This is a genomic window from Streptomyces albireticuli, from assembly GCF_002192455.1.
Lineage (GTDB): Bacteria > Actinomycetota > Actinomycetes > Streptomycetales > Streptomycetaceae > Streptomyces > Streptomyces albireticuli_B.
In genome coordinates this window covers 2,133,842-2,160,606 of sequence record NZ_CP021744.1, presented here as the reverse complement: position 1 = coordinate 2,160,606, position 26,765 = coordinate 2,133,842, and the positions used below count along the sequence as shown (strand labels likewise).

Sequence of the window (26,765 nt, the reverse complement as noted above, 5' to 3'; positions counted from 1 at the left end):
AGCGATCAGGGGCCTGTCCGAGGTGCGCCGGAGCGGGCGCGCCCCGTCGGCCGCTCCGGCCGACGGGGCGTCAGGCGCGCGGCGCCCGGCCGGTCCGGGCACCGCGCGCGCCGGAGGCGCCGGAGAGAGAACCGGTCATCCGCCCTGTCCCGCGTCCGCGACGAGGGCGGCGCTGTTCTTGGGCATGGCAGGCGGAGCGCCCTTGCGCGAGCGCTTCGTGCGCCGTTCGACCCAGGTGGCGAGCGACGACAGGGCCAGGCACAGCAGGATGTAGATCGAACCGAAGACGATCACCATCGGGATGAAGGCGTAGACGCCGTTCACCGGCTCGGTCTGCTGGGCGAAAGCGCGACCGACGAACAGCAGCTCCTCGTACAGAATGATGAATCCGAGGGAGGTGTCCTTCAGGGTCACCACGAGCTGGCTGATGATCGACGGCAGCATCGAGCGCACGGCCTGCGGGATGAGGACGCTCGTCATCACCTGCGTCTTGCGCAGGCCGAGCGCGTACGCCGCCTCGCTCTGCCCCTTGGGCACGGCGTTGATGCCGGACCGGAAGATCTCCGCCTGCACCGAGCCGTTGTACAGCGTGAGCCCGATGACCAGCGCCCACATCGGCTCGGAGGTGAACACCGCCGCGAACAGCAGGAAGATCATGATGAGCAGCGGCATGGCGCGGAAGAACTCCACGACCGTGGTCGCCAGCCAGCGCACCGGACGGTGGTCGGAGAGCCGGGCCGCGGCCAGCACCGCGCCGAGGGCCACCGAGAGCACGGCGGCGATGGCGAAGGTCTTGAGCGTGGTCAGCAGGCCGTCGAGGATCCGCTCGTGGGTGTTGCTGTATTCGTAGTCGTCCCACAGTTCGGCCTGGAACTGGCCGGTGGCGTCCAGCTTGTAGCCGATGAAGGCCAGCAGGCCGAGGAGGACGACGGTGGACAGGCCGCCGTAGATCCGGTTGCGCACCTTCGCCTTCGGGCCGGGTACGTCGTAGAGGACGCTCGCGCTCATCGGGCCACCGCCAGCCGGTTCTCCAGCAGCCGGAAGAGGCCGCTGATAGCGAAAGTGATGATGATGTAGCAGACCGCGATCCAGGCGAAGATCACGTAGATGTTGTAGCCGGCGTCGGCGTTGAGGGTCTTCTGCACCGATCCGAGCTCCGTCACGTTGAAGCCCGAGGCGATCGCCGTGTTCTTGGCCAGCGCGATCATCAGGCTGCCGATCGGCGGGATCGCCGTCCGGGCCGCCTGGGGCAGGACTATCTGGCCCAGCGTCTGGCTGAAGGTCATCCCGATCGAGCGGGCCGCCTCCGCCTGCCCCACCGGCACCGTGTTGATGCCGGACCGGATGGCCTCGCAGACGAACGCCGAGGTGTAGCAGCCCAGCGCCATCACGGCGAGCCAGAAGGAGTCCCACCCCTTGAGGCCGAGGGCCGGCAGGCCCAGGGTGACGACGAGGAAGAGCAGGACCAGGGGGGTGTTGCGCAGCAACGTCACCCAGGCGGTGCCGAAGACGCGCAGGGCGGGCACCGGAGAGACGCGGAACGCCGCGATCAGGGTGCCCAGCACGAGGGCGAGCAGAGCGCTGAGCGCCGTCAGCTCGACGGTGCCGAGAAAGCCTTCGCGGAACATCGCAAAGTTGTCCGACAAAACGTTCAAGTCAAGTCTCCGGAAATCGCGTGGCGGGTATCAGCGGCCCCGGCGGCCGGAGCCCCGTGGACCGGTGAGGTCCAGGGCTCCGGCCGCCGCCGCGGGACCGGTCGGACGCCGACCGTCAGTAGCGGTCGACCGCCGGCGGGTTCGAGGCCGGGACGCCGGAGAGACCGAGCGTGGCGTCGTACGCCTTCTTCCAGTCGCCGTTCTTCATGTGGGCCTCGAGGGCGTCGTTGACGGCGTTCCGCAGCGCCTTGTCCTCCTTCTTGAGGCCCACGCCGTAGGGCTCCTTGGAGAACGGGTTGCCGACGACCTTCAGGGCGCCCTTGTTCTGCGCGGCGTAGCCCTTGAGGATCGAGTCGTCCGTGGTGAGGGCGTCGGCCGTGCCGTTGACGACCTCCTGCACACAGAGCTGGTAGGTCTGCTGGGCCTTGGCCTCGGCCACGCCGTACTTGGGCTCCTTGATCCGCTTGAGCGGCGTGGAACCGCTCGCCGAGCAGACCTTCTTGCCCTTGAGGTCGTCCGGGCCCTTGATGTCGCTGTCGGCCTTCACCAGCAGGTCCTGCCCGGCGATGTAGTACGGGCCGCCGAACCCGACCTGCTTCTTCCGCTCGTCGTTGATCGTGTACGTGCCGACGTAGAGGTCGACGCCGCCGCTGGCGATCTGCGTCTCACGGGCCTCGGAGGGAATCGTCTGCCACTTGATGTGCGCCTCGTCGAAGCCGAGGTCGGCCGCGATCATGCGGGCGATCTCCACGTCGAAACCGGTGCGCTTCTGGGTGCCGGGGTTCTGGTAGCCGAGGCCGGGCTGGTCGGCCTTGGTGCCGATGGTGATGGTCTTGCCCTTGATCTTCTCGAAGACGGGCGATTCCTTGACGTCGGCGGCGGTGTTCACCTTGTAGGTCGGCACGGGCGGCGCGGACTTGTTGTCCCCGGCCTTGTCGCCCTTGTCGTCGGGGCTGCCCGACTTGCCGCAGGCGGTCGCGGTCGCGGTGAGCGCCAGCACCACGGCGGCCGCTGCGGCGGTTTTGCGGAGCTTCATGGTGAACATCCTTTGCGTCTACGGGTGTGACGAGGCGGCCGGTGCGGCGGCGGGTGGCCGCCGGGCCGGCAGACGTCGGATACCTCCGGAGCCGGGCGGTCCGTCGGGTGGTGGGTAAGAGGCGTGACGGGTCAGTGGTGAAGGATCTTCGACAGGAAGTCCTTGGCCCGGTCGCTGCGCGGGTTGCTGAAGAACTGGTCCGGCCGGGCTTCCTCGACGATGCGGCCGTCCGCCATGAAGACCACCCGGTTCGCGGCGGAGCGCGCGAAGCCCATCTCATGGGTGACGACGACCATCGTCATTCCGTCCCGGGCGAGCTGCTGCATGACCTCCAGCACCTCATTGATCATCTCCGGGTCCAGCGCCGACGTCGGCTCGTCGAACAGCATCACCTTCGGATCCATGGCCAGCGCCCGCGCGATCGCCACCCGCTGCTGCTGACCACCCGACAACTGCGCCGGGTACTTCTCCGCCTGGGCGCCCACCCCGACCCGGTCGAGCAGGGCGCGGGCCTTCTGCTCGGCCTGCTTGCGGTCGGTCCTGCGGACCTTGACCTGCCCCAGGGTCACGTTCTCCAGGACGGTCTTGTGGGCGAAGAGATTGAACGACTGGAAGACCATCCCCACGTCGGCGCGCAGCCGCGCCAGCTCCTTGCCCTCCTGGGGCAGGGGCTTGCCGTCGATGGTGATCGATCCGGAATCGGTCGTCTCCAGCCGGTTGATGGTCCTGCACAGTGTCGACTTACCGGAGCCCGAGGGCCCGATGACGACGACGACCTCGCCGCGCGCGATCGTCAGGTCGACGTCCTGGAGCACATGCAGCGCGCCGAAGTGCTTGTTCACGTTGTGCAGGACGACCAGCGCGTCCGCGGGGGCCGCCGCGGCGTCCTTGGTCACCGATACTTCGCTCATCGGCGTTCCTCGCTCCATCCTCCTCGGTTGGGGAGGACCCTAATGAGCGTGAACTACCAGCGTCATTACATCTGAGCTGAAATTGAGCATAACGATCCGGCCGCAAAGGGACACACGGCGTGAAGGGGGCGCACGGTGTGTTCAAGGGTTGTGCGGGCGTACCGGCTGCATAACGGAAGCGCCCTCACACCTACATCCCCCTTGACGAGGTGGGCGTCCATCAGCGTGGATGCGGTGTTGCCACAGCGTTGCCACAGCCACGCGCGAGCCGGACGGAGGGAGGCGGATGAGACTTCTGCTCGTGGAGGACGACGACCATGTGGCCGCGGCCCTGGCGGCCGTCCTCGCCCGGCACGGCTTCTACGTCACGCACGCCCGCAGCGGCGAGGAGGCTTTGCGCGCGCTGCTGCCCGACACGGGCGCGCCGTTCGCCGTCGTCCTGCTCGACCTCGGCCTGCCCGACCAGGACGGCTTCGAGGTCTGCGGCAAGATCCGCAAGCGCACCACCACGCCCGTCATCATGGTCACCGCCCGCGCCGACACCCGGTCGAAGATCCACGGACTCAACCTCGGCGCCGACGACTACGTGGTGAAGCCCTACGACACCGGCGAACTCCTCGCCCGCATCCACGCGGTGGCCCGCCGTACCCCGCCCACCGACAGCGCGGGCACCGAGGAGCAGCGCGGCAGCGAGGCGCCGCAGCCCCTGCGGCTGGGCCCGCTCACCATCGAGCTCCCCAACCGCCAGGTCTCCGTGGGCGGCGCCACCGTCCCGCTCACCCGTAAGGAGTTCGACCTGCTGGCCCTGCTCGCCCAGCGCCCGGGCGTCGTCTTCCGCCGTGAACAGATCATCAGTGAGGTCTGGCGCACCAGTTGGGAGGGCACGGGGCGCACGCTGGAGGTGCACGTCGCCTCGCTCCGCGCCAAGCTGCGGATGCCCGCCCTCATCGAGACGGTGCGCGGCGTCGGCTACAAAATCGTCGTCCCGGCCGCGTGACGGCCGGTCTGACCCGTGCGCACCCGACTCCTCCCGCTCCTCATCGTCCTGCTCGCGGGCGTCCTGCTGGCCCTGGGCTTCCCGCTGGCCGGCAGCATCGCCGCGGCCGAGCAGCAGCGGCTGGTCGTCGACCGCATCGACGACACCGCCCGCTTCGCCTCGCTCGCCCAGTACGTCACCGCCCGGCCGTTCGACCCCGACGCGGGGAACGACGAGCGCCTCAACACCTTGCGCGACGAACTCCTGCGCTACGAGGACGTCTACGACATCAAGGTGGGCATCTTCTACCGCGACGGACGGGCCATGGCTGTCGCCCCGGGGGGCTGGGCCGTACCGCGCGAGGGTGAGGGGCAGCGCGCCTTCCAGGAGGCCCTGGCGGGCCGGCGCAGCCACGACCCCAGCCAGGTCTGGCCGTTACGGCACACCCGGCTGACCGTCGCCTCGCCGGTCATCCGGGACGGCGACGTGGTCGCCGTCGTCGTCACCGACTCGCCGACCGGGGCGCTGCGCTCCAGGATCCTGCACTCCTGGCTGCTGCTGGTGGCCGGGGAGACCGCGGCCATGCTCGTCGCGGTGGCCGCCGCCTTCCGCCTCACCGGCTGGGTGCTGCGGCCCGTACGGACCCTCGACGCGGCCACGCACGGCATAGCCACGGGCCGGATGAACTCCCGCGTCGCGGTGGACAGCGGACCGCCCGAGCTGCGCCGCCTGGCCCGGTCGTTCAACGAGATGGCCGACAACGTCGAGACGGTCCTGGAGCAGCAGCGCGCCTTCGTCGCAGATGCCTCGCACCAGCTGCGCAACCCCCTCTCCGCCCTGCTGCTGCGCATCGAGCTGCTCGCCCTCGACCTGCCGGACGGCCATGAGGAGATCGCGTCCGTCCGCACCGAGGGCAAGCGCCTCGCCCGCGTCCTCGACGACCTGCTCGATCTCGCCCTGGCCGAGCACGCGGCTGCGGACCTCCAGCTCGCGGACATAGCGGAGATCGTCACCGACCGGGTGGGCGCCTGGTCGCCGGTCGCCGACCGGGAGCGCGTCACCCTCACCTACCGCGGCCCGGCCGCGGCCACCGGCTGGGCCGATCCGGTGGCCCTCTCCAGCGCCCTCGACGCCGTGGTCGACAACGCCCTCAAGTTCACGCCCGCGGAGGCCTACGTCGAGGTCAGCGTCGCCGTGGAGGCCGACACCGTGGGCATCACGGTCGCCGACGGCGGCCCCGGCCTCACCGAGGACGAGCTGACCCGGATCGGCGACCGCTTCTGGCGCAGCGGCCGCCATCAGAACGTCTCGGGCTCGGGGCTCGGTCTGTCGATCTCCCGTGCCCTCCTCGCGGCCGGCGGCGCCACGCTCTCCTACGCGCCGAACGAGCCGCAGGGGCTGCGGGCGGTGATCAGGGTGCCGCGCCACTGCGGCGAGGCCGACAAGGGAAGCAAGGGCCCGCATTCGCACAAGTGAATGCCTTCGGTCCATGGTCATGGGTCGACGGCCGGTGGCACCGCGTCCTAGGGCTTCACCGACAGGTAGTAGCGCCGGGCTCCCTTGTGGAGGTCCAGGGGGTCCGTGAAAATCGCCGTCCGGAGGTCCACTTTCTGCGCCGCGTGCACCTTCTGCCCTATGCGGTCGCGACTGTTCATCACCGAGCGGGTGACGCTCTCCGCCAGCTCCGGGTCCGCGCTGTCCATGGTCATCAGGAGATTCGCGACCGCTATCGTCTTCACCGACTGCGAGGCCCGCAGCTCCGGATAGGCGTCGACCGGCATGACCGCCGCCCGGTAGAAGCGCGTCTCCGGCCCCAGCGTGTGCAGCGGGCCGATCAGGTCGCCCAGCTGGACGAGCCGGATGGACATCCGCCGTCCCAGTGCCGACACGGCGTTCGTCGGCAGGCCGCCGGACCAGAAGAACGCGTCGAGCTCCCCGCTCTCCAGCAGGCCCGGCATCCGGTCGATGCCGACCCGCACCGGCGTTATGTCCTTGTCGAAGTCCAGCCCGGCGGCCTTCAGCAGCCGCCGCGTGATCAGCTGCACGCCCGAGTCGTCCGTGCCGACACCGACCCGCAGCCCCTTGAGGTCCCGCGCCGACCGCACCGCGGAGTCCTTCTCGACCACCAGCTGGATGTAGTCGTCGTAGAGCCGCGCGCACGCCCGCAGCCCCTCCGCGCCCGGCTGCCGCCGGTCCTGGTAGGTGGCCACCGAGTCGGCGGTGGCCAGGGTGAAGTCCGCCTTCCCCGACGTGAGCTGCTGGAGGTTGTCCAGCGACCCCTGGCTGCTCCTGAGCCGCACCTCCAGGTCGGGCATGTCGTGGCCCAGGTCCTCCTTCAGCAGATCGCCGTACTTCGCGTACACCCCGGTCGGGACCCCTGTGGCGAACGACAGCCGCCCCGCGGGCGACGACGTGCCGTGCAGGGACACGAGCCACCACAGGAACAGCGCGAGCGCGAGGGCCGCCGCGGCGCCGGCCCGTACGGCGCGGCGCCCGCCGAGGCGTGGGAGTCGGGGAACCATGGGCGGATCCTGCCAGGCCCGGCCGGGCTTCGGCAGTGCCTTGACACAGGACGCCACCCGGACCGGTCGCACGGGCCGCGGAGCGCCGCGCGTGGGGTACGCGCGCGGGAGGAGGAGCGGGAAGGGGAAGGGAAGGGGCGGGCTGTCCGGGTGACCACGTACCCTGGTCGATTGAGATGAGTGCGAAGACATACGAGGTGCGCACCTACGGGTGCCAGATGAACGTCCATGACTCCGAGCGGCTGTCCGGCCTGCTGGAGGACGCGGGCTATGTCCGCGCGCCCGAAGGCACCCCCGAGGGCGACGCCGACGTGGTCGTCTTCAACACCTGCGCGGTGCGGGAGAACGCCGACAACAAGCTGTACGGCAATCTCGGCCGGCTGGCCCCGATGAAGACGAAGCGGCCCGGGATGCAGATCGCCGTCGGCGGCTGCCTCGCCCAGAAGGACCGCGACACCATCGTCAAGCGGGCCCCCTGGGTCGACGTCGTCTTCGGCACGCACAACATCGGCAAGCTGCCCGTCCTGCTGGAGCGCGCCCGCGTCCAGGAGGAGGCACAGGTCGAGATCGCCGAGTCGCTGGAGGCGTTCCCCTCGACGCTGCCCACGCGGCGCGAGAGCGCGTACGCGGCCTGGGTCTCCATCTCCGTCGGCTGCAACAACACCTGCACCTTCTGCATCGTCCCGGCGCTGCGCGGCAAGGAGAAGGACCGCCGCCCCGGCGACATCCTGGCCGAGGTGGAGGCGCTCGTCGCCGAGGGCGTCAGCGAGATCACCCTGCTCGGGCAGAACGTCAACGCCTACGGCTCCGACATGGGCGACCGCGAGGCCTTCTCCAAGCTGCTGCGCGCCTGCGGGGAGATCGAGGGCCTGGAGCGCGTGCGCTTCACCTCGCCGCACCCGCGCGACTTCACCGACGACGTCATCGCCGCCATGGCCGAGACGCCGAACGTGATGCACCAGCTGCACATGCCGCTCCAGTCCGGTTCGGACCCGGTGCTCAAGGCCATGCGCCGCTCGTACCGCCAGGACCGCTTCCTGGGCATCATCGAGAAGGTGCGCGCCGCCATGCCGGACGCCGCCATCTCCACCGACATCATCGTGGGCTTCCCCGGCGAGACCGAGGAGGACTTCGAGCAGACCATGCACGTGGTCCGCGAGGCCCGCTTCGCGAACGCCTTCACGTTCCAGTACTCCAAGCGCCCGGGCACCCCCGCCGCGACCATGGAGGGCCAGATCCCCAAGGAGGTCGTGCAGGCGCGCTACGAGCGTCTCGTCGCCCTCCAGGAGGAGATCTCCTGGGACGAGAACAAGAAGCAGGTCGGCCGCACTCTGGAGATCATGGTCGCCGAGGGCGAGGGCCGTAAGGACGGCGCCACGCACCGCCTGTCCGGCCGCGCCCCCGACAACCGCCTGGTGCACTTCACCAAGCCGGACGAGGACGTGCGCCCGGGTGACGTGGTGACCGTCGAGATCACCTACGCCGCCCCGCACCACCTCCTTGCCGAGGGCCCCGCCAAGGCCGTGCGCCGCACGCGCGCGGGCGACGCCTGGGAGAAGCGCAACGCCGCACCGGCCGAGAAGGGGGCGGGCGTGATGCTGGGCCTCCCGGGCATCGGCGCCCCGGCCCCGCTGCCCGCGCCGACGGGCGGCGGTTGCAGCCTCGTCTGACACGGCCCGGGCCCGGGGAGCGACCACGGTCGCTCCCCGGGCCCGTGTCCGTCCGGCCAGGGGCCGAGGAACGCCCCGGCCCCTCGGGTGCCCGCCGCGACCCGGGCCCGCCGCCCCACTAGGCTGCGGATCATGCTTGTCGCCGCCGCCGTATGCCCCTGTCCGCCGCTGCTCGTCCCCGAGGTCGCCGCGGGGGCCGCACCCGAGCTGGACGGCCTGCGCGCCGCCTGCCTGGACGCCGTGGGCGTGCTGGCCGCCGCGCGGCCCGACCGGCTCGTCGTCATCGGCCCCGCCGGCGCCTCCGGCCGCGGCCCGCACCCGCAGGGTGCCACCGGATCGTTCCGCGGCTTCGGCGTGGACGTCGACGTGCGGCTGGGGCGGGGCGAGGCCGCGGGGGAGCGGCCGCTGCCGCAGTCCCTGGCCGTGGCCGCGTGGCTGCTGGGCCGTACGGGCTGGGCCGCCGCGCCCGTGGAGGGCCTGGGTGTCGGCGAGCCGCTGGAGACCGACCGTGCCCTGGCCGTCGGCCGTGAGCTGGCCGCGACCGACGAACGGCTCGCGCTCCTGGTGATGGGCGACGGCAGCGCCTGCCGCACCCTCAAGGCCCCCGGCTACCTCGACCCGCGGGCGGAGGACTTCGACGCGGCGGCCGCGCGGGCGCTGGGCGCCGCCGACAGTGCCGCGCTGGCGGCGATCGACGGGGAGCTGGCCTACGAGCTGAAGGCCGCGGGGCGGGCGCCCTGGCAGGTGCTCGCGGGAGCGGGCGAGGGCGCGGGCCTGACCGGCGCGCTGCTCCACGACGAGGCGCCCTACGGCGTCGGCTACTTCGTGGCCACCTGGTCCTGAGGGCCCCGGGAGCCGCTTCCACGGCACTCCTGGGCGGCCGCAGGGCCCCCGCGCTCACTGGAATGCCTCCGGCACCCGTGCGGCCTTCAGAGCGGCGTACGCGGACGCGGAGGGGTGAACGGCGACGGGCCGTGGAGCACCCGCTCCGCGGCCCGTCGCCGACGAGGTCTCAGGGGGCCGTGGAGCCCGTACCGCCGTCCTTGCCATCCTTCTCGGCGAGGCGGTCGATGGCGTCCTTGGCCTTGCCGGTGCCCGTCTGGATCTGGCTGCTGTACTTGCCCTTGGTCTTCTCGTCGACGACCTTGGCGGCCTTCTCCAACCCCTGCTCGATCTTGTCCCCGTGCTGCTGCGCGAGGTCGCCGACCTTGTCCTTCACGGGACCGAGCTTGGCCTTGAGATTGTCCAACAGGCCCATGGCGCCTTCCCTCGTCTTTCCTCGTCAAAGCTACTTACGGGCGCCCTCACCGGCCTCGCTGTCAGCCGCCTTCTCCGCGGACTGCTGCTTGGGAATCTCGACTCCCTCGCCCGCCGCGGGTTCCGCCTTGGCCTCGCCGGTCTGCTCCGGCTCGGCCTCGGCGGTCTCGGTGGTCCCGGCGTCGTCGGCCGATTCCGTCGTCAGAGTGGCTGTCGCCGCCTCTTCGGTTGACGCTTCGGCCTTCTTACGGCGAAACCTTGAAAACACGCCCATATCTACTCCATTACCTTACTGGTGTGAGCGAAATCCCGCGTCGCCCGGGGCGGTCCATTGCGCCGCTTCCGGACACCGACCTGTGAACCGGCTCTCGGAACCTCGCAACAGGCAACGAAACCGGCAGCGTCGCGTCACGTCGCTCGTTCGTGGGGTACTGCAAAGGTTTGCGAGACTGATCCGGTGAGAAACCCGGTGAAAAACGCAGTTCCCGTACCGCGGGTCATCGCCGTCGTGGGTCCCACGGCGGCCGGCAAGTCCGACCTCGGCGTCGCCCTCGCCCAGCACCTGGGCGGTGAGGTGGTCAACGCCGACTCCATGCAGCTCTACCGGGGCATGGACATCGGTACGGCCAAGCTGACGCCGGAGGAGCGGCAGGGAGTGCCGCACCACCTGCTCGACATCTGGGACGTCACGGAGGCCGCGAGCGTCGCCGAGTACCAGCGGCTGGCCCGCGCCGTGATCGACAAGCTGCTCGCCGAGGGCCGCACCCCGGTGCTCGTCGGCGGCTCCGGGCTCTACATCAAGGGCACGATCGACGCCCTCGACTTCCCCGGCACCGACCCGGCCGTCCGCGCCCGCCTGGAGGAGGAGCTGGCCGAGCGGGGCCCCGGCGAGCTGCACGCCCGGCTGGCCGCCGCCGACCCCGCCGCCGCCCGCGCGATCCTGCCGGGCAACGGCCGCCGCATCGTGCGCGCCCTGGAGGTCATCGAGCTGACCGGACGGCCCTTCACCGCCAACCTGCCGGGTGAAGACCCCGTGTACGACGCGTTGCAGATCGGTGTCGACGTCGAGCGCCCCGAGCTCGACGAGCGGATCACCGTCCGGGTGGACCGCATGTGGGAGGCGGGACTCGTCGACGAGGTGCGCGCGCTGGAGCGCGAGGGCCTGCGCGAGGGGCGTACGGCGTCCCGCGCGCTCGGGTACCAGCAGGTGCTCTCCTTCCTCGCCGGGGACTGCACCGAGGAGGAGGCGCGCCTGGAGACCGTAAGGGCCACCAAGCGCTTCGCGCGCCGGCAGGACTCGTGGTTCCGGAAGGACAAGCGCGTCCACTGGCTGAGCGGCGCGGCCGACGACCGGGCGGAACTCCCCGGGCAAGCGCTGAGGTTGGTCGAACGGGCGGTCACAGCCTGATCACGTGATGGCATCGGGACGCTATGCACGCCCTTGCGGCCTGCGGGAGCGTGCCATCATCAAGCTTCGATCGAGCCGTGAAGTCCGAGTTGGGAGGGCGCGTGGCGATGGAGGCCGGCCCTCGTGACAGACCGCAACAGCCGCCCCGGAGGGGACACCTCCCGGCGGTGGCCGGGGGAGATCCGGAGGCACTGACTCCGGATGGCCCCGAGGACACCGGCGAGACGGACGAAGCCACCCCCGACGCGGCCGCCCCCGCCTCCTTCCGGGAGCTGCGCCCGCAGCGCAGGCTGCGCATCTGGCAGATCGCGCCCATCGTCGTCCTCGCCGCGACCGGGTCGCTGATGTTCGCCTTCCCGCTCGCCTTCGAGTTCGGCGACGGTGGACCGGTCGTCGCCATGCTCGGCCTGCTGATCAGCTGCTGCGCCGCGGGCTGGGGCGTGATGGCCGCCCGCCGCGTCGGCTACACCTGGCCCGGCCTGCCGCCCCGCGGCTCCGGCAGCCGCCCCGACTGGCGGTACGTCGCCTCGTACACCGCCGTCGTCGCCCTGGTGGTCGTCCTCGCCGTCTGGCGCGTCGCCCGTCTGCGTTAGCGGGCCCCTTACGGGGCCTGGCCAGGGAGGTTGTCACACCGGCCCCGTACCATCGAAGCGTGAGCACACAGATCGCCTTCCTCAAGGGCCACGGCACGGAGAACGACTTCGTGATCGTCCCCGATCTCGACGGCCGTATCGAGCTGTCCCCGGCCGCCGTCGCCCGTCTGTGCGACCGCCGGGCGGGCATCGGCGCGGACGGCGTCCTGCGCGTCGTCCGGTCCGCGGCCCACCCCGAGGCACGCGCGATGGCCGACGAGGCCGAGTGGTTCATGGACTACCGCAACAGCGACGGCACCATCGCCGAGATGTGCGGCAACGGCGTCCGCGTCTTCGCCCGCTACCTCCAGCACGCCGGCCTGGCCGAGGCGGGCGACCTCGCCGTCGCCACCCGCGCCGGCGTCCGCCACGCGCACATCGCCAAGGAGAGCGCCGGCGGCGGGATCACCGTCTCCATGGGCAAGGCCCTGCTGCCCGCGGGCCCCGTCACGGTCACCGTCGGCACCCGCAGCTGGCCCGCCCTCCACGTCAACATGGGCAACCCGCACGCGGTCTGCTTCGTCGAGGACCTCGCCGACGCCGGCAATCTCTTCACGGCCCCCGCCGTCGCCCCCGAGGGCGCGTACCCCGACGGCACCAACGTCGAGTTCGTCGTGGACCGCGGCCCGCGCCACGTCGCCATGCGGGTGCACGAGCGCGGCTCCGGCGAGACCCGCTCCTGCGGCACGGGCGCCTGCGCCGTGATGGTCGCGACGGCCCGCCGCGACGGCCTCGACCCGGCGGTCACCGGCCTGCCCGTCACGTACACCGTGGACCTCCCCGGCGGACGCCTGGAGATAGCCGAGACGCCCGACGGCTCCGTCGAGATGACCGGCCCCGCGGTGATCGTCGCGGAGGGCGTGTTCGACGCGTCCTGGCTGGACACCGTCCTCGGCTGACACCCGGCCGCCACCGGCGCACTACCCCGGCCCGGGACCGTTTGCCGAACGACCGGCAGCGTGGCTCGCTCGAATGGGTGATCCGTTTCACTCTGGGCGAGAGCGGGCGAGCAGCGCGTGATGGGCTCGGTAGCATCAAGCACCGGTCCGGAAGGCGTGAGCCGACCGCCGGTCGACGCTGCCGGAGGTGCCCATGAGCGCAGACGCCCCGAACGAAGGTGCTCCCGGCCGCTGGCGCGGCCGGGCCCGTCTCGACCTGAGACGGCTGGGGCGGGCGGCGCTGAGCGGCTCCGGCTCGCGGGGCCGGCTGCCGGACGCCATCGACCACGTCGCCAAGGTCCATCGCGCCCACCACCCCGGGGCGGACCTCGACATCCTCCGCCGCGCCTACCTCCTCGCGGAGTCCTCGCACCGCGGCCAGACGCGCAAGAGCGGCGAGCCGTACATCACGCACCCGCTCGCCGTGACCCTGATCCTCGCCGAACTGGGCGCCGAGACGACCACCTTGACCGCCTCCCTCCTGCACGACACCGTCGAGGACACCGAGGTGACGCTGGATCAGGTGCGGGGTCAGTTCGGTGAGGAGGTCCGCTTCCTCGTCGACGGCGTGACCAAGCTGGAGAAGGTCGACTACGGCGCGGCGGCCGAGCCGGAGACCTTCCGCAAGATGCTCGTCGCCACCGGCAACGACGTCCGCGTGATGTCCATCAAGCTCGCCGACCGGCTGCACAACATGCGCACCCTCGGCGTGATGCGCCCCGAGAAGCAGGTCCGCATCGCCAAGGTCACCCGCGACGTGCTGATCCCCCTCGCCGAGCGGCTGGGCGTGCAGGCACTCAAGACCGAGCTGGAGGACCTCGTCTTCGCGATCCTCCACCCCGAGGAGTACGCCCGCACCCGCGACCTCGTCCTCTCCCACGTGGCGGGCCCGAACCCCCTGGAGGCGACCGCCGAGCGCATCCGCTCCGTCATGCGCGACGCGGGCATCGCCGCCGACGTCCTCGTCCGCGCCCGGCACTTCGTCTCCGTCCACCGCGTGCGCCTCAAGCGCGGCAAGGTGACCGGATCGGACCTCGGCAGACTCCTGGTGCTCGTCGGGGAGGACGCCGACTGCTACGCCGTCCTGGGCGAACTGCACACGTGCTTCCAGCCTTTCGTCTCCGAGTTCAAGGACTTCATCGCCGTCCCGAAGTTCAACCTGTACCAGTCGCTGCACACCGCGGTGGCCGGCCCGAGCGGCGAGCCCGCGCAGGTCCTCATCCGCACCCACCAGATGCACCGCGTCGCCGAGGCCGGCGTCGTCGCCCTCGGCAACCCCTACGCGGCGCCCGAGACGCCCGACGCGACGGACGGTGAGCGCGTCGACCCGACCCGGCCGGGCTGGCTCTCCCGGCTCCTGGAATGGCAGCGCGCCACCCCCGACCCCGACACCTTCTGGACCTCGCTCCGCGACGAGCTCGCCCAGGACCGCGAGGTCACCGTCTTCCGCGCCGACGGCGGCACCATCGGCCTGCCGGCCGGTTCGAGCTGTGTCGACGCCGCCTACGCCCAGCACGGGGAAGGCGCGCACGCCTGCATCGGCGCCCGGGTCAACGGCCGGCTGGCGACGCTGAGCACCGTCCTGCGCGACGGGGACACGCTGCACCTCCTGATGTCCCGTGACGCCGTGTCCGGTCCCTCTCCCGACTGGCTGGAGCACGCCCGTACGCCCGCCGCGCGGATCGCCATCGAGCGCTGGCTGGCCACCCACCCGGCGCCCGACCCCGCCACCCCGTCCGTGCCGCAGGCCGCGGACCGGCCGTGCCCGCCGCCGCGCTCGACCGCGCCGGCCCTGCGCTGGCCCGTCGTCGTCGCGGCCGACGGCGCCGACCTCGCCGCCGCGAGCGTCCGGCTGGCCGGCTGCTGTACGCCCGTGCCGCCCGACAAGGTCACGGGCTTCGAGGTGCGCGGCGGCACCGTCACCGTGCACCGCGCGCAGTGCCCGGCGGTGCAGCGCATGACCGCCTCGGGACGCGCGCCGGTGGACGTGCGCTGGGGCGCGCCCGACAGCGCCGTCGCCTGCGACTACCGCGTGACGCTCCGGGCCGAGTCGTTCAGCCGGCCGCACCTCCTCGCCGACCTCACCGAGGCCATCGCCGCCGAGGGGGCGGCCGTCATCTCGGCCGCCGTCGAGCCGCCGCACGAACAGCGGGTGCGTCACACCTACACCCTCCAGCTCACCGACGCCGGCCGGCTGCCGGAGCTGATGCGGGCGATGCGCCGGGTGCCGGGGGTCTACGACGTCGAGCGGGCCGGACGGGCCGTCGCGGGCGCCCCCCTGTGACCCGGGGGCGGCTCGGCCGCCCGCCCGGTGACCGCACATCCTTCCGGAGTGCTCATACGGGTGGGGCGGCGTCGTGCCGCCGACGGCGGGGGCCCCGGCGCTGATAGCGGTGGACGCATGCCCCACACATCCGGGAGACGCTCCCCGATCCCCTGGCGGTCCGCGAGCCGCCGGGCCGCCCTCGCCGCAGCCGTCTCGGCCCTCCTCCTGGGCGCCGCCGCCCCGCCGTCCGCGACCTCGCAGGGCATCGGCGACCGGCTCTTCCCGGAGCTGGGCAACCCAGGCTTCGACGTCCTCTCCTACGACATCGCCTTCACCTATCACGGCAACGACAAGCCGCTCGACGCCGTCACCACCCTCCAGGCCGAGGCCACCGACCGGCTGGAGCGCTTCAACCTCGACTTCGCCGCGGGCACCGTCCGCTCCGTCGTGGTCAACGGCCTGCCCGCCGAGTTCACCCCTGTCAAGGAGGACCTGGCCGTCACCCCGGCCGTGACCCTGCCCGACGAAGGGAACTTCACCGTCACCGTCCGCCACACCAGCGATCCGCGCGTCGCCGACAGCGGCTGGGTCCGCACCAGCGACGGCCTGGTCATGGCCAATCAGGCGGACGCGGGCCACCGCGTCTTCCCCGGCAACGACCACCCCTCGGACAAGGCCCGCTTCACCTTCCGCGTCACCGCGCCCAAGGAGCTGACCGTGGTGGCCAACGGGCTGCCCGACGGCCGCTCGACCAGGGGCGCGCAGACCATCTGGACGTACCGCAGCCCGCACCCCATGGCCACCGAGCTCGCCCAGGTCTCCATCGGCCGCTCGGCCGTCCCCCGCCGCACCGGCCCGCACGGCCTTCCCGTGCGTGACGTCGTGCCCGCCGCCGACCGCCGGCAGCTGGAGAAGTGGCTCGCCAGGACGCCGGACCACCTCGCCTGGATGGAGCGGAAGGTCGGCCCGTACCCCTTCGAGACCTACGGGGTGCTGCTGGCCGACGCCTCGACCGGCTTCGAGCTGGAGACCCAGACCCTCTCGCTCTTCGAGCGCGACCTGTTCGTTCGGACCGACATCCCCAACTGGTACCTCGAATCCGTCATGGTGCACGAGCTCGCCCACCAGTGGTTCGGCGACAGCGTCAGCCCGCGCGCCTGGTCCGACCTCTGGCTCAACGAGGCCCACGCCACCTGGTACGAGGCGCTGTACGCCGAGGAGAAGGGCGGCCGCGTCCTCACCACCCGGATGCGTTCCGCGTACGAGCAGTCGAACGCCTGGCGTGCCGACGGCGGGCCGCCCGCCGCCCCCAAGGTGCCCCAGCCGGGGAGGAAGACCAGTATCTTCCGTCCCAATGTCTACGACGGCGGGGCCTTGGTGCTCTACGCGCTGCGCCAGAAGATCGGCGCACCCGCCTTCGAGCGCCTGGAGCGGGAGTGGGTCGCGGGCCACCGCGACTCCACGGCGGGCACGACCGACTTCGTCGCGCTCGCCTCACAGGTCTCCGGCCAGGACCTGACACAGTTCCTGAGGGCGTGGTTGTACGAACCAACGACCCCGCCCATGCCTGGTCACGCGGACTGGAAGCCCGTCTCGAAATCCGCGTGACGACCAGGCCACGGCGTGGCACGATCGACGGGTCGGCGCGGTTGCCGGCCCGGGGAATCTCCGGGCGTCGTCACGCGTTGTCGACGGTGTGGCTCCGGTCAGGTGCCACCTCTTCCCAACGACGTAAGGATCAAATGACCTCCTCTTCTTCCCTTCCCCAGGACCGGCAGAGCCTCCCGGATAGCCTTCGGGCCGACGCCCTGATGGAAGAGGACGTCGCCTGGAGCCACGAGATCGACGGGGAGCGCGACGGCGAGCAGTACGACCGCTCCGAGCGCGCGGCGCTGCGCCGCGTCGCGGGTCTCTCCACCGAGCTGGAGGACGTCACCGAGGTCGAGTACCGCCAGCTGCGCCTGGAGCGCGTCGTGCTGGTCGGCGTCTGGACCTCGGGCTCGGTGCAGGACGCGGAGAACTCCCTCGCGGAGCTCGCCGCCCTCGCCGAGACCGCCGGCGCCCTCGTCCTCGACGGTGTCGTCCAGCGCCGCGACAAGCCCGACCCGGCCACGTACATCGGCTCGGGCAAGGCCCAGGAGCTCCGGGACATCGTCCTGGAGACCGGCGCCGACACCGTGGTCTGCGACGGTGAGCTCAGCCCCGGTCAGCTCATCCACCTCGAGGACGTCGTCAAGGTCAAGGTGGTCGACCGCACCGCCCTGATCCTCGACATCTTCGCCCAGCACGCCAAGTCCCGAGAGGGCAAGGCCCAGGTCGCGCTCGCCCAGATGCAGTACATGCTGCCGCGGCTGCGCGGCTGGGGCCAGTCGCTCTCCCGGCAGATGGGTGGTGGCGGTGGCGGCGGCATGGCCACGCGCGGCCCCGGTGAGACCAAGATCGAGACGGATCGTCGGCGCATCCGCGAGAAGATGGCGAAGATGCGCCGCGAGATCGCCGAGATGAAGACCGGGCGCGACATCAAGCGCCAGGAGCGCCGCCGGAACAAGGTCCCGTCGGTCGCCATCGCCGGTTACACCAACGCCGGCAAGTCCTCGCTGCTCAACCGCCTCACCGGCGCGGGTGTGCTGGTGGAGAACGCCCTGTTCGCCACCCTCGACCCGACCGTGCGCCGGGCCGAGACGCCCACCGGCCGGCTCTACACCCTGGCCGACACCGTCGGGTTCGTCCGGCACCTGCCGCACCACCTCGTCGAGGCCTTCCGCTCCACCATGGAGGAGGTCGGCGACTCCGACCTGATCCTGCACGTGGTGGATGGTTCGCACCCGGCGCCGGAGGAGCAGCTGGCGGCCGTGCGCGAGGTCATCCGTGAGGTCGGCGCGGTCGACGTGCCCGAGATCGTGGTGATCAACAAGGCCGATGCCGCTGACCCGCTCGTCCTCCAGCGCCTGCTGCGGGTCGAGAAGCACTCCATCGCGGTCTCGGCGCGCACCGGTGAGGGCATCGAGCGCCTGCTGGCCCTGATCGACACCGAGCTGCCGCGGCCCGCCGTCGAGATCGAGACACTCGTGCCCTACACCCAGGGCTCGCTGATCGCGCGGGTCCACGCCGACGGTGAGGTGATCTCCGAGGAGCACACCGAGGAGGGCACCCTCATCAAGGCGCGGGTGCACGAGGAGCTCGCCGCCGAGCTCCAGCGCTGCGGGAAGGCCGGCGACTGACCGGTCCCGTCCGTAGCGTCAAGGACACGAAGGCCCGCCCCCGGCATCGGGGGCGGGCCTTCGGTCGTGGATGACCGTTTCGCCTGGCCGCTTCCGCGGCGGCGCTCACAGCCTCTCGGGAGGAGCGGTTCCTCAGCGCTTGGCGAACTTCTGGCTGAGCGCGTCGTAGACGCCCTTGGCCTCGGTGCCGAGGCGCGGGCCGGCGAGCCAGGTGCTGTCGGACGGGCCGATGGAGGTGTTGGAGACCAGCACCACCTTGCCGTCGCGCTTGGCGAACCAGCCGCCGCCCGACGAACCGCCGGTCATGGTGCAGCCGATGCGGTACATCGTGGGCTGCGACGGCTCGATCGTCAGCCGGCCCGGCCGGTCGACGCAGTCGTACATCTTCTGGCCGTCGAAGGGCGGCGCGGCTGGGTAGCCCCAAGCGCCCATGGACTGGATGGACTTCACCTGCGGGGCCTCGAAGTCGACCGTAAGGGCGTTGCCGACGGTCTCCTCCAGCGACTTGCCGGACCCGGCCTCGGGCTTCACGTGCAGCACGGCGAAGTCGTAAGGAGCGCCCGAGCCACCGGTCTCCGAGCCCTGGGTGATCCACTGGCCGGAGGTCTGCGCCCAGTCCGCCCACCACACGCCGTACGGGGCGACGTCCTGCACCGGGGCGGTGTTCACCTGCGCGCCGGAGAGGCCCTTGTCGTTGTAGGACGGCACGAAGGCGATGTTGCGGTACCAGCCGCCCTTCTTGCCGGCGTGCACGCAGTGGCCCGCGGTCCACACCATGTTGGACTTGCCGGGGTGCGCCGGGTCCTTGACCACGGTGGCCGAGCAGACCATGTGGCCCTGGGGGCTGTCGAAGAAGACCTTGCCGACCGGGGCGGCGTAGTTGTGGTAGGGCAGGTTGACCGACTTGGCCTTGACCGGGGCCGGCTCCGGGTCGGTGACGCCCTGGTCGCCCGAGGCGCCCGGGGCGGTGCCGGGGGCGCCCTTGCTGGCGAGCGTCTTGTCGCTGGAGCGCGCGTCCTTCATCGTGTCGGGCTTCCAGTGGCCCTTGATCATCGGGTTGATGAAGTCGCGCGCCTCACGCAGCCACTGATCCTTGTCCCAGTTCTTCCAGGCCCCGTTCTTCCACTTGTCCAGGTCCTTGAGGGAGGACGGGAGGTTCTTGGGCAGCTGGATGACGTCGTCGCCCGGCTGCGCGGCGGAGGCGCTGGGCTTGTCGCCGCCGGAGGCCTTGTCCTCGGTAGGGCCGCACGCGGTGGCGGTCAGGGCCAGCGCGGCGGACAGAGCGGCCGCTGCCAGCGCGGGCCGACGGATGGAAGGCATGGAGTGGGTTCCCCCTGATCGATCTGCTGTGTGACGGTGTGCCCGTTCTGCGCGGAACACCCTATGAAGTTGTCATGCACCGCCCCAGTGGAGGAGCGGGACCCCACTATGCCGGTGGAAGGGGAGACGGAGGAGGCCGGGTCCCCGGTTCCGCGCGGAAGGATCTTGACCGGGAGCCGTGTTCCGTGGCTCGCGGCGTCGTTGGTACGTACGGGGGAGAACCGACCGGCGTTCAGCAGCAGGAGGATCCGAAGCCGTGGCCGTGACCCAGCTACCGCCGACGGCACCGTCGTCCACGGCCTACGAGGGCATTCTCCGGCGGCAGTCGGCGCGGGAATCGGCCGCCCGGACGTACGCCCGCTCCCTGCCCATCGTGCCGGTGCGCGCCCGGGGCCTGACGATCGAGGGTGCCGACGGGCGCCGCTATCTGGACTGCCTCCAGGGGGCCGGGTCGCTGGCCCTGGGCCACAATCACCCGGTCGTGCTCGAAGCCATCCGCGCCGTCCTTGACTCCGGGGCACCGCTGCACGTCCTCGACCTGGCCACGCCCGTGAAGGACGACTTCACCAGCGAGCTGTTCGCCACCCTGCCCCGGGAGCTGGCCGACTCCGCCCGCGTCCAGTTCTGCGGACCGGCCGGCACGGACGCCGTGGAAGCCGCGTTCAAGCTCGTCCGCACCGCCACCGGCCGCGACGGCCTGCTGGCGTTCACCGGCGCGTACCACGGCATGACGGAAGGGGCCATGGCCGCGTCCGGCGGCGCCCCCGGCGTCCGGGTGACCCGGCTGCCCTTCCCGCAGGACTACCGCTGCCCGTTCGGCGTGGGCGGCGAGGACGGCGCGCGCCTGGCCGCGCACTGGACCGAGAGCCTGCTCGACGACCCCAAGAGCGGCGTCCGCGCGCCCGCCGCGATGGTCGTCGAGCCCGTACAGGGCGAAGGCGGGGTCATCCCGGCGCCGGACGGCTGGCTGCGCCGGATGCGCGCGATCACGGCCGCCCGCTCCATCCCCCTGATCGCCGACGAGGTGCAGACGGGCGTGGGCCGCACCGGGGCGTTCTGGGCGGTGGAGCACAGCGGGATCGTCCCCGACGTCATGGTGCTCTCCAAGGCGATCGGCGGCAGCCTCCCGCTCGCCGTCGTCGTCTACCGCGCCGACCTGGACGCCTGGGAGCCCGGCGACCACGCGGGCACCTTCCGGGGCAACCAACTGGCCATGGCGGCCGGCACCGCGACCCTGCGCCACGTCCGGGAGAACGGCCTCGCCGAGCGCGCCGCGGTCCTCGGCGAGCGGATGCTCCGCCGCCTTCGCGACCTCGCCCGCGAACACGACTGCGTGGGGGACGTGCGCGGCCTCGGGCTCATGATCGGCATCGAGTTCGTCCGCCCCGACGGCCCCGCCGGTCAGTCGCCCTTCGAGGTCGGGCGCGGCGGCGCCGCGGGCACCGGCGGGGACAGCGGCCGACCGGAGTCCGACCTGCTCGCGGACGGCCTCTGGCTGGCGGGCCCGCCGTCGGGCGGCACCCGGCAGCCCGGCCCGGCCGTGCCGCCGCAGACCGACGGGCGCCCGGGGTGCGCGGGCGCCGGGACGGAGCCGGCCGGCTTGCGCGCGGCCACCCGGCCCGCGCCGCTGCCCGCCGCTCCGGAGCTGGCCGCCGCCGTGCAGCGGGAGTGCCTGCGCCGGGGCCTGATCGTGGAGCTGGGCGGCCGCCACTCCTGCGTCGTACGCCTCCTGCCCCCGCTCACCCTCACCGACGAGCAGGCCGAAGCGGTTCTCGACCGGCTCGCCGACGCCATCGCCGCGGTCTGCCGGACGGGCCACCGCGCAGCCACCCTGAGCACGCCGAAGGAGGCAGGCGCCGCATACCCGGCCTGACGCCGTGGCATGCCCGCCGCACACCGCATGAACGCATCCCACGGCACGGACGCGTCCACCACCGGCCAGGAGCGCGAGCCGGGCGGGCCGCCCGGGGCCGTGGTCCCCGCCGTGCCCCACCAGAGCGGCCACCCCGACGGGACCGCTCCCGCCGCGGCCGCCGCGGACCCACTGGAACACCCCGACCCGAAGGCCGCCGCCGACGCCGCCACGGCGGAGAACCTGCTGCGCTGCTGGGCCCGGGAGCACGACGTCGCCCGTCCCGACGGCGACGTCCTTACGGTGCCCCTCATCGCCAGCGGCACCGCGCTGCGCGTGCCCGTACGCCACTGGTCCGCCGTCGGCTGGCACCGGTTCGGGCCGGTCGCCCTGCGGGACGGCCCCGCCGACGCGCCCGCGGTCGACGCAGTCACCCTCGCCGCCCTCCTCACCCGCGAGGCCGCGCACCGCGCCGCGCGCGCCGGCGGCACCCCCACCGAGGACGGCGCCGCACTCGTCGGCCGGGTCGCGGACTCGGCGCGCCGGACGGCGGAGTTCCTGGCGGCCCGCCGGGAGCGGCCCGCCGACCCCGACACCAGGGACCTCTTCCTCCACGCCGAGCAGTCCCTGCTCCTGGGGCACCCCCTCCACCCCGCTCCCAAGAGCCGCGAAGGCCTCTCCGAGGCGGAGTCGCACCGCTACTCCCCGGAGGCGCGCGGCTCCTTCCCCCTGCACTGGCTGGCCGTCCACCGCTCCCTGCTCGCCACCGACTCGGCCTGGACCGAGCGCGGCCGCGCCGTGGACGCCGTCACCCTGGCCGTCCGGCTCGCGGGCCCGGGGCTGCACGTGCCTCCGGACACCGTGCCGCTGCCGCTCCACCCCTGGCAGGCGCGGGACGTCCACAGCCGCCCCGCCGTGGCCGCGCTCATGGACGCGGGGCTGCTCCGCGACCTCGGCCCCTTCGGCGAGTCCTGGCACCCCACCTCCTCCGTACGCACGGTGCACCGCCCCGGCGCGCCCGCCATGCTCAAGCTCTCCCTGGGGCTGCGCATCACCAACTCCCGCAGGGAGAACCTCCGTAAGGAGCTGTGGCGGGGCGTGGAGGTGCACCGGCTGCTGCGCAGCGGACTCGCCGAGCGGTGGCGCGCGGCCTGCTCCGGCGGGCTCGGCTTCGACATCGTCCGCGACCCGGCCTGGCTCGCCGTCGACGCCCCGGACGGCACCCCGCTCACCGGCCTCGACGCCGTCATCCGGCACAACCCCTTCGGCCCCGGTGACGACGCCGCCTGCCTGGCCGGGATCGTCTCGCCGCGCCCCTGGGCGGACGGTCCCGAACCGCCGGGCCCCGCAGGCCATCTCGCCATGCACTCACGGCTCGCCGACATCGTCGCCCGCCTCGTCCTGCGCACCGGCCGCCCCGCCGGAGCCGTCTCCGCGGAGTGGTTCCTGCGGTATCTGGAAGCCGTCGTCCGGCCCGTGCTGTGGCTCGACGGCGAGGCCGGCATCGCCCTGGAGGCCCATCAGCAGAACACCCTCGTGCTCCTGGACCGGGACGGCTGGCCGGTCGGCGGGCGCTACCGCGACAACCAGGGCTACTACTTCCGCGAGTCGCACCGCGAGACACTCGACCGGCTGCTCCCCGGCATCGGCACCGAGAGCGACACCTTCGTCCCCGACGAGGTGACCGACGAGCGGTTCGCCTACTACCTCGGCGTCAACAACGTCCTCGGGCTGATCGGCGCCTTCGGCGCCCAACGCCTCGCCGACGAGCGGATCCTGCTCGCCGCGCTCCGGCGCTTCCTCAAGGGAGCCGCCGCCGGGCCGGCCGCGACCCGCTCACCGCTGCCCGCCCACCTGCTGGAAGCGCCCACCCTGCGCTGCAAGGCCAATCTGCTGACCAGGCTGCACGGGCTCGACGAGCTCGTCGGACCGGTCGACGCCCAGTCCGTCTACGTCACCATCGCCAACCCCCTGGTCACCTCCGCCGGATGACCGGTGGCCCTGGCCCCGGACCGACGGGATCCGGGGACCCGGGCCCGGGTGAACGGAACCCGGGGCCTCGGAGCGCCGAGGCCCGGCAGCCCCTCGGACCGACGGGATCCCTCGAAAGGAGCGTGTGTCCGTGCCACCCACCGACCCCAGTGTCCACTCCAGCACCGAGGACACCCTCGATCTGAGGCTTCCGGACGACTTCGTCGAGCTCATCACCTGCGATCTGCCGCAGGCGTCCGCCGAGGGGCCCGGTACGGGCAGAGGACGGCCTCTGAGCGGCCACGGCCCCGGCCGGGGCGGCCACGACCTCCTCGACTCCCTCGCCGAATGGGGGCCGGTCGCCACCCCGGTGGGCGGTTTCCAGCTCGTCCCCGTGCGGCTCGAGCGTGATCTCCCGCTGCTCGCCCGGTGGATGAACGATCCGGCGGTCGCGGCCTTCTGGGCGCTCGACGGCCCCGAGAGCGTCGTCGAGGCCCACCTGCGCGCCCAGCTCGACGGGGACGGACGCAGCCTCCCCTGTCTCGGCGTGGTCGGCGGCGTCCCCATGAGCTACTGGGAGATCTACCGCGCGGACCTCGATCCGCTCGCCCGCCACTACCCCGCCCGGCCGCACGACACCGGGGTCCACCTCCTCATCGGCAAGGTCGCCGACCGGGCCCGCGGGATCGGGAGCCGCCTGCTGCGCGCCGTCGCCGACCACATCCTCGATCACCGGCCCGCCTGCGCCCGGGTCGTGGCCGAGCCGGACCTCCGCAACACCCCTTGCGTGGCCGCCTTCCTCAGCGCGGGCTTCCGGCTGACCGGCGAGATCGACCTGCCCGGCAAGCGCGCCGCGCTGATGATCCGCGACCGTGCCCTGCGCGCGCTCCTCTGACGCCCCGGCCGCGGCAACTCCGCGTGCTCCGGACCGATTTCCGCTCACTCGTACGGGCGGAGATCGGGCGGTACCGCCCGCACCGCCTCCGGCCGGAGAACCGTGGCGCCGGTCGCGCGCCCTTCCGTCCGCCGCACGTCGCCGGGCGGGCGGGGCCCTGCTTCCTCCGGGTCACCGCCCGCGCTGTGATCCGTCCCGAGGATTCCCGGACGGCGTCGGTGATGTCAGTGCCGCCCCTTAGGGTGGAAGGGCTATGACTCCCTCCTCCTCGCCCTCCCTCGCCGACCTGCTCCACGCCGCCGTCACCGCCGTCGGCGGCACCGAGCGGCCCGGCCAGGTCACCATGGCCGAAGCCGTCGCCGAAGCCGTCGACGGCGGTGACCACCTGCTCGTGCAGGCCGGCACCGGCACCGGCAAGTCCCTCGGCTATCTGGTGCCCGCCCTGGCCCACGGCGAGCGCGTGGTCGTCGCGACCGCCACGCTGGCGCTCCAGCGCCAGCTCGTCGAGCGCGATCTTCCGCGCACGGTCGACGCCCTCCAGCCGCTGCTGCGCCGCCGCCCGCAGTACGCCATGCTCAAGGGCCGGTCGAATTACCTGTGCCTGCACCGGCTCCACGAGGGAGTGCCGCAGGAGGAGGAAGAGGGCCTCTTCGACCCCTTCGAGGCCGCGGCGCCGACCAGCAAGCTGGGCAAGGACCTGCTGCGTCTGCGCGACTGGTCGGACGAGACCGAGACCGGTGATCGCGACGACCTCACCCCCGGGGTCTCCGACCGGGCCTGGTCCCAGGTCTCGGTGACGTCCCGCGAGTGCCTGGGCGCGTCGAAGTGCGCGTACGGCGCGGAGTGCTTCGCCGAGGCGGCGCGCGAGCGCGCCAAGCTCGCCGATGTCGTGGTCACGAACCACGCCCTGCTGGCCATCGACGCGATCGAGGGCGCCCCGGTGCTGCCCAGCCACGAGGTGCTGATCGTCGACGAGGCCCATGAGCTGGTCTCCCGGGTCACCGGCGTCGCCACCGGCGAGCTCACCCCCGGCCAGGTCAATCGCGCGGTGCGGCGCGCGGCCAAGTTGGTCGACGAGAAGGCGGCGGACGGTCTCCAGACGGCCGCCGAGGGCTTCGAGCGGCTGATGGAGCTGGCGCTCCCGGGCCGCCTGGAGGAGCTTCCCGAGGATCTTGAATACGCCCTCGCGGCACTGCGCGACGCGGCCCGCACGGTGATCACCTGCATCGGCAACACCCGCGACAAGTCCGTCCAGGACGAGGACGCCGTCCGCAAGCAGGCCCTCGCCGCCGTGGAGAACATCCACACCGTGGCGGAGCGCATCGTCGAGGGCTCGGAGTACGACGTCGTCTGGTACGAGCGCCACGACCGCTTCGGCGCGTCCCTGCGCGTCGCCCCGCTCACGGTGTCGGGCCTGCTGCGGGAGAAGCTCTTCGCCGAGCGGTCCGTGGTCCTGACGTCCGCCACGCTCAAGCTGGGCGGCGACTTCAACGGCGTGGGCGCCTCGCTGGGCCTCGCGCCGGAGGGCACCGGCGGCGCGGACGTCCCGCAGTGGAAGGGCGTCGACGTCGGCTCGCCCTTCGACTACCCCAAGCAGGGGATCCTCTACGTCGCGCGGCACCTCTCCCAGCCCGGCCGGGAGGGCAGCCGCACCGACATGCTCGACGAGCTGGCCGAGCTGGTGGAGGCCGCCGGCGGCCGCACGCTGGGGCTGTTCTCCTCGATGCGCGCCGCCCAGGCGGCCGCGGAGGCGCTGCGCGGGCGGATCGACACGCCGATCCTGCTCCAGGGCGAGGAGACCCTCGGCGAGCTCATCCGGAATTTCGCCGCCGACGCCCGCACCTGTCTGTTCGGCACCCTGTCGCTGTGGCAGGGGGTGGACGTGCCGGGGCCGAGCTGCCAGCTCGTCGTGATGGACCGGGTGCCCTTCCCGCGGCCCGACGATCCGCTGATGAGCGCCCGGCAGAAGGCCGTGGAGGAGGCCGGCGGCAATGGCTTCATGTCCGTCGCCGCGACACACGCGGCGCTGCTGATGGCCCAGGGCGCCGGCCGGCTCGTAAGGGCCTCGGGGGACCGGGGCGTGGTGGCGGTGCTCGACCCCCGGCTGGCCACCGCCCGCTACGGCAGCTTCCTGCGGGCGTCCATGCCGGACTTCTGGTACACCACGGACCGTAATCAGGTGCGGCGCTCGCTGGCCGCGATCGACGCGGCGGCCAAGGCCGAGGAGAAGTAGCG

22 protein-coding genes are annotated in these 26,765 nt (G+C 72.4%); 14 read left to right on the top strand and 8 right to left on the bottom strand.

Translation table 11 applies throughout. The features are described from left to right. Positions 1 to 135: 135 nt before the first annotated feature. From SMD11_RS08925 to SMD11_RS08910, 4 genes are all read right to left on the bottom strand, one after another. The gene (locus SMD11_RS08925; RefSeq protein WP_087925940.1) at positions 136 to 1,008 is read right to left on the bottom strand and encodes an amino acid ABC transporter permease; all 873 of its coding nucleotides are present in this window, start codon (positions 1,006 to 1,008) and stop codon (positions 136 to 138) included. Continuing rightward, positions 1,005 to 1,655: an amino acid ABC transporter permease gene (locus tag SMD11_RS08920; RefSeq protein WP_087925939.1), complete on the bottom strand. Its 651-nt coding sequence runs from the start codon at positions 1,653 to 1,655 to the stop codon at positions 1,005 to 1,007. Before SMD11_RS08920 ends, SMD11_RS08925 begins: the two co-directional genes overlap by 4 nt. Before the next feature lie 115 nt (positions 1,656 to 1,770). Next, positions 1,771 to 2,691, bottom strand: a complete 921-nt coding sequence (locus SMD11_RS08915) for a glutamate ABC transporter substrate-binding protein (protein ID WP_087925938.1) — start codon at positions 2,689 to 2,691, stop codon at positions 1,771 to 1,773. 131 nt (positions 2,692 to 2,822) lie between these two features. After that, positions 2,823 to 3,602: an amino acid ABC transporter ATP-binding protein gene (locus SMD11_RS08910; RefSeq protein ID WP_087925937.1), complete on the bottom strand. Its 780-nt coding sequence runs from the start codon at positions 3,600 to 3,602 to the stop codon at positions 2,823 to 2,825. Positions 3,603 to 3,888: 286 nt separating this feature from the next. Between SMD11_RS08910 and SMD11_RS08905 the strand changes: the two genes are divergently transcribed. Both SMD11_RS08905 and SMD11_RS08900 read left to right on the top strand, forming a co-directional pair. Further along, a complete protein-coding gene (locus SMD11_RS08905) occupies positions 3,889 to 4,599 on the top strand; it encodes a response regulator transcription factor (protein WP_087925936.1) in 711 nt (236 codons plus the stop codon). A gap of 15 nt (positions 4,600 to 4,614) precedes the next feature. Next, complete coding sequence (locus SMD11_RS08900; protein WP_087925935.1) at positions 4,615 to 6,054, top strand: sensor histidine kinase; 1,440 nt, start codon at positions 4,615 to 4,617, stop codon at positions 6,052 to 6,054. 47 nt (positions 6,055 to 6,101) lie between these two features. Here SMD11_RS08900 and SMD11_RS08895 read toward each other — a convergent pair whose 3' ends face one another. Beyond that, entirely contained in the window at positions 6,102 to 7,100 is a 999-nt protein-coding gene (locus tag SMD11_RS08895; RefSeq protein WP_087925934.1) for a TAXI family TRAP transporter solute-binding subunit, read from the bottom strand. A gap of 176 nt (positions 7,101 to 7,276) precedes the next feature. Here SMD11_RS08895 and miaB point away from each other — a divergent pair, with 176 nt between their 5' ends. After that, entirely contained in the window at positions 7,277 to 8,770 is a 1,494-nt protein-coding gene (gene miaB, locus SMD11_RS08890) for a tRNA (N6-isopentenyl adenosine(37)-C2)-methylthiotransferase MiaB (protein WP_087925933.1), read from the top strand. Between the two features lie 132 nt (positions 8,771 to 8,902). Beyond that, positions 8,903 to 9,613, top strand: coding sequence for a class III extradiol dioxygenase subunit B-like domain-containing protein (locus SMD11_RS08885; protein WP_087925932.1), 711 nt, complete (start codon positions 8,903 to 8,905; stop codon positions 9,611 to 9,613). A gap of 169 nt (positions 9,614 to 9,782) precedes the next feature. Here the strand turns inward: SMD11_RS08885 and SMD11_RS08880 are convergent, their stop codons facing one another. Both SMD11_RS08880 and SMD11_RS08875 read right to left on the bottom strand, forming a co-directional pair. Continuing rightward, positions 9,783 to 10,028 (bottom strand): antitoxin, encoded by a 246-nt coding sequence (locus tag SMD11_RS08880; protein ID WP_087925931.1) that lies wholly within the window; start codon positions 10,026 to 10,028, stop codon positions 9,783 to 9,785. A 30-nt stretch (positions 10,029 to 10,058) separates the two neighbouring features. After that, the gene (locus tag SMD11_RS08875) at positions 10,059 to 10,301 is read right to left on the bottom strand and encodes a hypothetical protein (protein WP_087925930.1); all 243 of its coding nucleotides are present in this window, start codon (positions 10,299 to 10,301) and stop codon (positions 10,059 to 10,061) included. 195 nt (positions 10,302 to 10,496) lie between these two features. On the opposite strand from SMD11_RS08875, the gene miaA reads away from it, so the two are divergent. From miaA to hflX, 6 genes are all read left to right on the top strand, one after another. Then, positions 10,497 to 11,435, top strand: coding sequence for a tRNA (adenosine(37)-N6)-dimethylallyltransferase MiaA (gene miaA, locus SMD11_RS08870; RefSeq protein ID WP_087925929.1), 939 nt, complete (start codon positions 10,497 to 10,499; stop codon positions 11,433 to 11,435). Positions 11,436 to 11,542: 107 nt separating this feature from the next. Continuing rightward, positions 11,543 to 12,028 (top strand): hypothetical protein, encoded by a 486-nt coding sequence (locus SMD11_RS08865; RefSeq protein WP_087925928.1) that lies wholly within the window; start codon positions 11,543 to 11,545, stop codon positions 12,026 to 12,028. Between the two features lie 59 nt (positions 12,029 to 12,087). Next, complete coding sequence (gene dapF / locus SMD11_RS08860; protein WP_087925927.1) at positions 12,088 to 12,966, top strand: diaminopimelate epimerase; 879 nt, start codon at positions 12,088 to 12,090, stop codon at positions 12,964 to 12,966. A gap of 193 nt (positions 12,967 to 13,159) precedes the next feature. After that, positions 13,160 to 15,289 carry a RelA/SpoT family protein gene (locus SMD11_RS08855; RefSeq protein ID WP_087925926.1) on the top strand — a complete coding sequence of 710 codons (2,130 nt, stop codon included), beginning with the start codon at positions 13,160 to 13,162 and terminating at the stop codon, positions 15,287 to 15,289. A 117-nt stretch (positions 15,290 to 15,406) separates the two neighbouring features. Then, positions 15,407 to 16,879 (top strand): M1 family metallopeptidase, encoded by a 1,473-nt coding sequence (locus SMD11_RS08850; protein ID WP_087925925.1) that lies wholly within the window; start codon positions 15,407 to 15,409, stop codon positions 16,877 to 16,879. Positions 16,880 to 17,013: 134 nt separating this feature from the next. Beyond that, positions 17,014 to 18,492 (top strand): GTPase HflX, encoded by a 1,479-nt coding sequence (hflX, locus tag SMD11_RS08845; protein WP_087925924.1) that lies wholly within the window; start codon positions 17,014 to 17,016, stop codon positions 18,490 to 18,492. Positions 18,493 to 18,624: 132 nt separating this feature from the next. Here the strand turns inward: hflX and SMD11_RS08840 are convergent, their stop codons facing one another. Next, positions 18,625 to 19,812, bottom strand: coding sequence for a trypsin-like serine peptidase (locus SMD11_RS08840; RefSeq protein ID WP_087925923.1), 1,188 nt, complete (start codon positions 19,810 to 19,812; stop codon positions 18,625 to 18,627). Positions 19,813 to 20,068: 256 nt separating this feature from the next. Here SMD11_RS08840 and SMD11_RS08835 point away from each other — a divergent pair, with 256 nt between their 5' ends. The 4 genes from SMD11_RS08835 (at position 20,069) to SMD11_RS08820 (ending at position 26,763) form a co-directional block, all read left to right on the top strand. Next, positions 20,069 to 21,685, top strand: coding sequence for a diaminobutyrate--2-oxoglutarate transaminase family protein (locus SMD11_RS08835; RefSeq protein WP_087925922.1), 1,617 nt, complete (start codon positions 20,069 to 20,071; stop codon positions 21,683 to 21,685). Positions 21,686 to 21,712: 27 nt separating this feature from the next. Next, the gene (locus SMD11_RS08830) at positions 21,713 to 23,656 is read left to right on the top strand and encodes an IucA/IucC family protein (protein WP_087930372.1); all 1,944 of its coding nucleotides are present in this window, start codon (positions 21,713 to 21,715) and stop codon (positions 23,654 to 23,656) included. 130 nt (positions 23,657 to 23,786) lie between these two features. Further along, positions 23,787 to 24,530 (top strand): GNAT family N-acetyltransferase, encoded by a 744-nt coding sequence (locus SMD11_RS08825; RefSeq protein ID WP_234365972.1) that lies wholly within the window; start codon positions 23,787 to 23,789, stop codon positions 24,528 to 24,530. A 253-nt stretch (positions 24,531 to 24,783) separates the two neighbouring features. Further along, on the top strand, positions 24,784 to 26,763 hold the full coding sequence (locus SMD11_RS08820; protein WP_087925920.1) for an ATP-dependent DNA helicase: 1,980 nt from the start codon (positions 24,784 to 24,786) through the stop codon (positions 26,761 to 26,763). The last annotated feature ends 2 nt before the right edge of the window (positions 26,764 to 26,765 follow it).

Bases quoted from the DNA above. Each gene is read 5' to 3' on its own strand.
- SMD11_RS08925 (WP_087925940.1), bottom strand. From the start codon at position 1,008: ATGAGCGCGAGCGTCCTCTACGACGTACCCGGCCCGAAGGCGAAGGTG.
- SMD11_RS08915 (WP_087925938.1), bottom strand. From the start codon at position 2,691: ATGAAGCTCCGCAAAACCGCCGCAGCGGCCGCCGTGGTGCTGGCGCTC.
- SMD11_RS08910 (WP_087925937.1), bottom strand. From the start codon at position 3,602: ATGAGCGAAGTATCGGTGACCAAGGACGCCGCGGCGGCCCCCGCGGAC.
- SMD11_RS08905 (WP_087925936.1), top strand. From the start codon at position 3,889: ATGAGACTTCTGCTCGTGGAGGACGACGACCATGTGGCCGCGGCCCTG.
- SMD11_RS08895 (WP_087925934.1), bottom strand. From the start codon at position 7,100: ATGGTTCCCCGACTCCCACGCCTCGGCGGGCGCCGCGCCGTACGGGCC.
- miaB (WP_087925933.1), top strand. From the start codon at position 7,277: ATGAGTGCGAAGACATACGAGGTGCGCACCTACGGGTGCCAGATGAAC.
- SMD11_RS08885 (WP_087925932.1), top strand. From the start codon at position 8,903: ATGCTTGTCGCCGCCGCCGTATGCCCCTGTCCGCCGCTGCTCGTCCCC.
- SMD11_RS08880 (WP_087925931.1), bottom strand. From the start codon at position 10,028: ATGGGCCTGTTGGACAATCTCAAGGCCAAGCTCGGTCCCGTGAAGGAC.
- SMD11_RS08875 (WP_087925930.1), bottom strand. From the start codon at position 10,301: ATGGGCGTGTTTTCAAGGTTTCGCCGTAAGAAGGCCGAAGCGTCAACC.
- SMD11_RS08865 (WP_087925928.1), top strand. From the start codon at position 11,543: ATGGAGGCCGGCCCTCGTGACAGACCGCAACAGCCGCCCCGGAGGGGA.
- SMD11_RS08855 (WP_087925926.1), top strand. From the start codon at position 13,160: ATGAGCGCAGACGCCCCGAACGAAGGTGCTCCCGGCCGCTGGCGCGGC.
- SMD11_RS08850 (WP_087925925.1), top strand. From the start codon at position 15,407: ATGCCCCACACATCCGGGAGACGCTCCCCGATCCCCTGGCGGTCCGCG.
- hflX (WP_087925924.1), top strand. From the start codon at position 17,014: ATGACCTCCTCTTCTTCCCTTCCCCAGGACCGGCAGAGCCTCCCGGAT.
- SMD11_RS08840 (WP_087925923.1), bottom strand. From the start codon at position 19,812: ATGCCTTCCATCCGTCGGCCCGCGCTGGCAGCGGCCGCTCTGTCCGCC.
- SMD11_RS08830 (WP_087930372.1), top strand. From the start codon at position 21,713: ATGAACGCATCCCACGGCACGGACGCGTCCACCACCGGCCAGGAGCGC.
- SMD11_RS08820 (WP_087925920.1), top strand. From the start codon at position 24,784: ATGACTCCCTCCTCCTCGCCCTCCCTCGCCGACCTGCTCCACGCCGCC.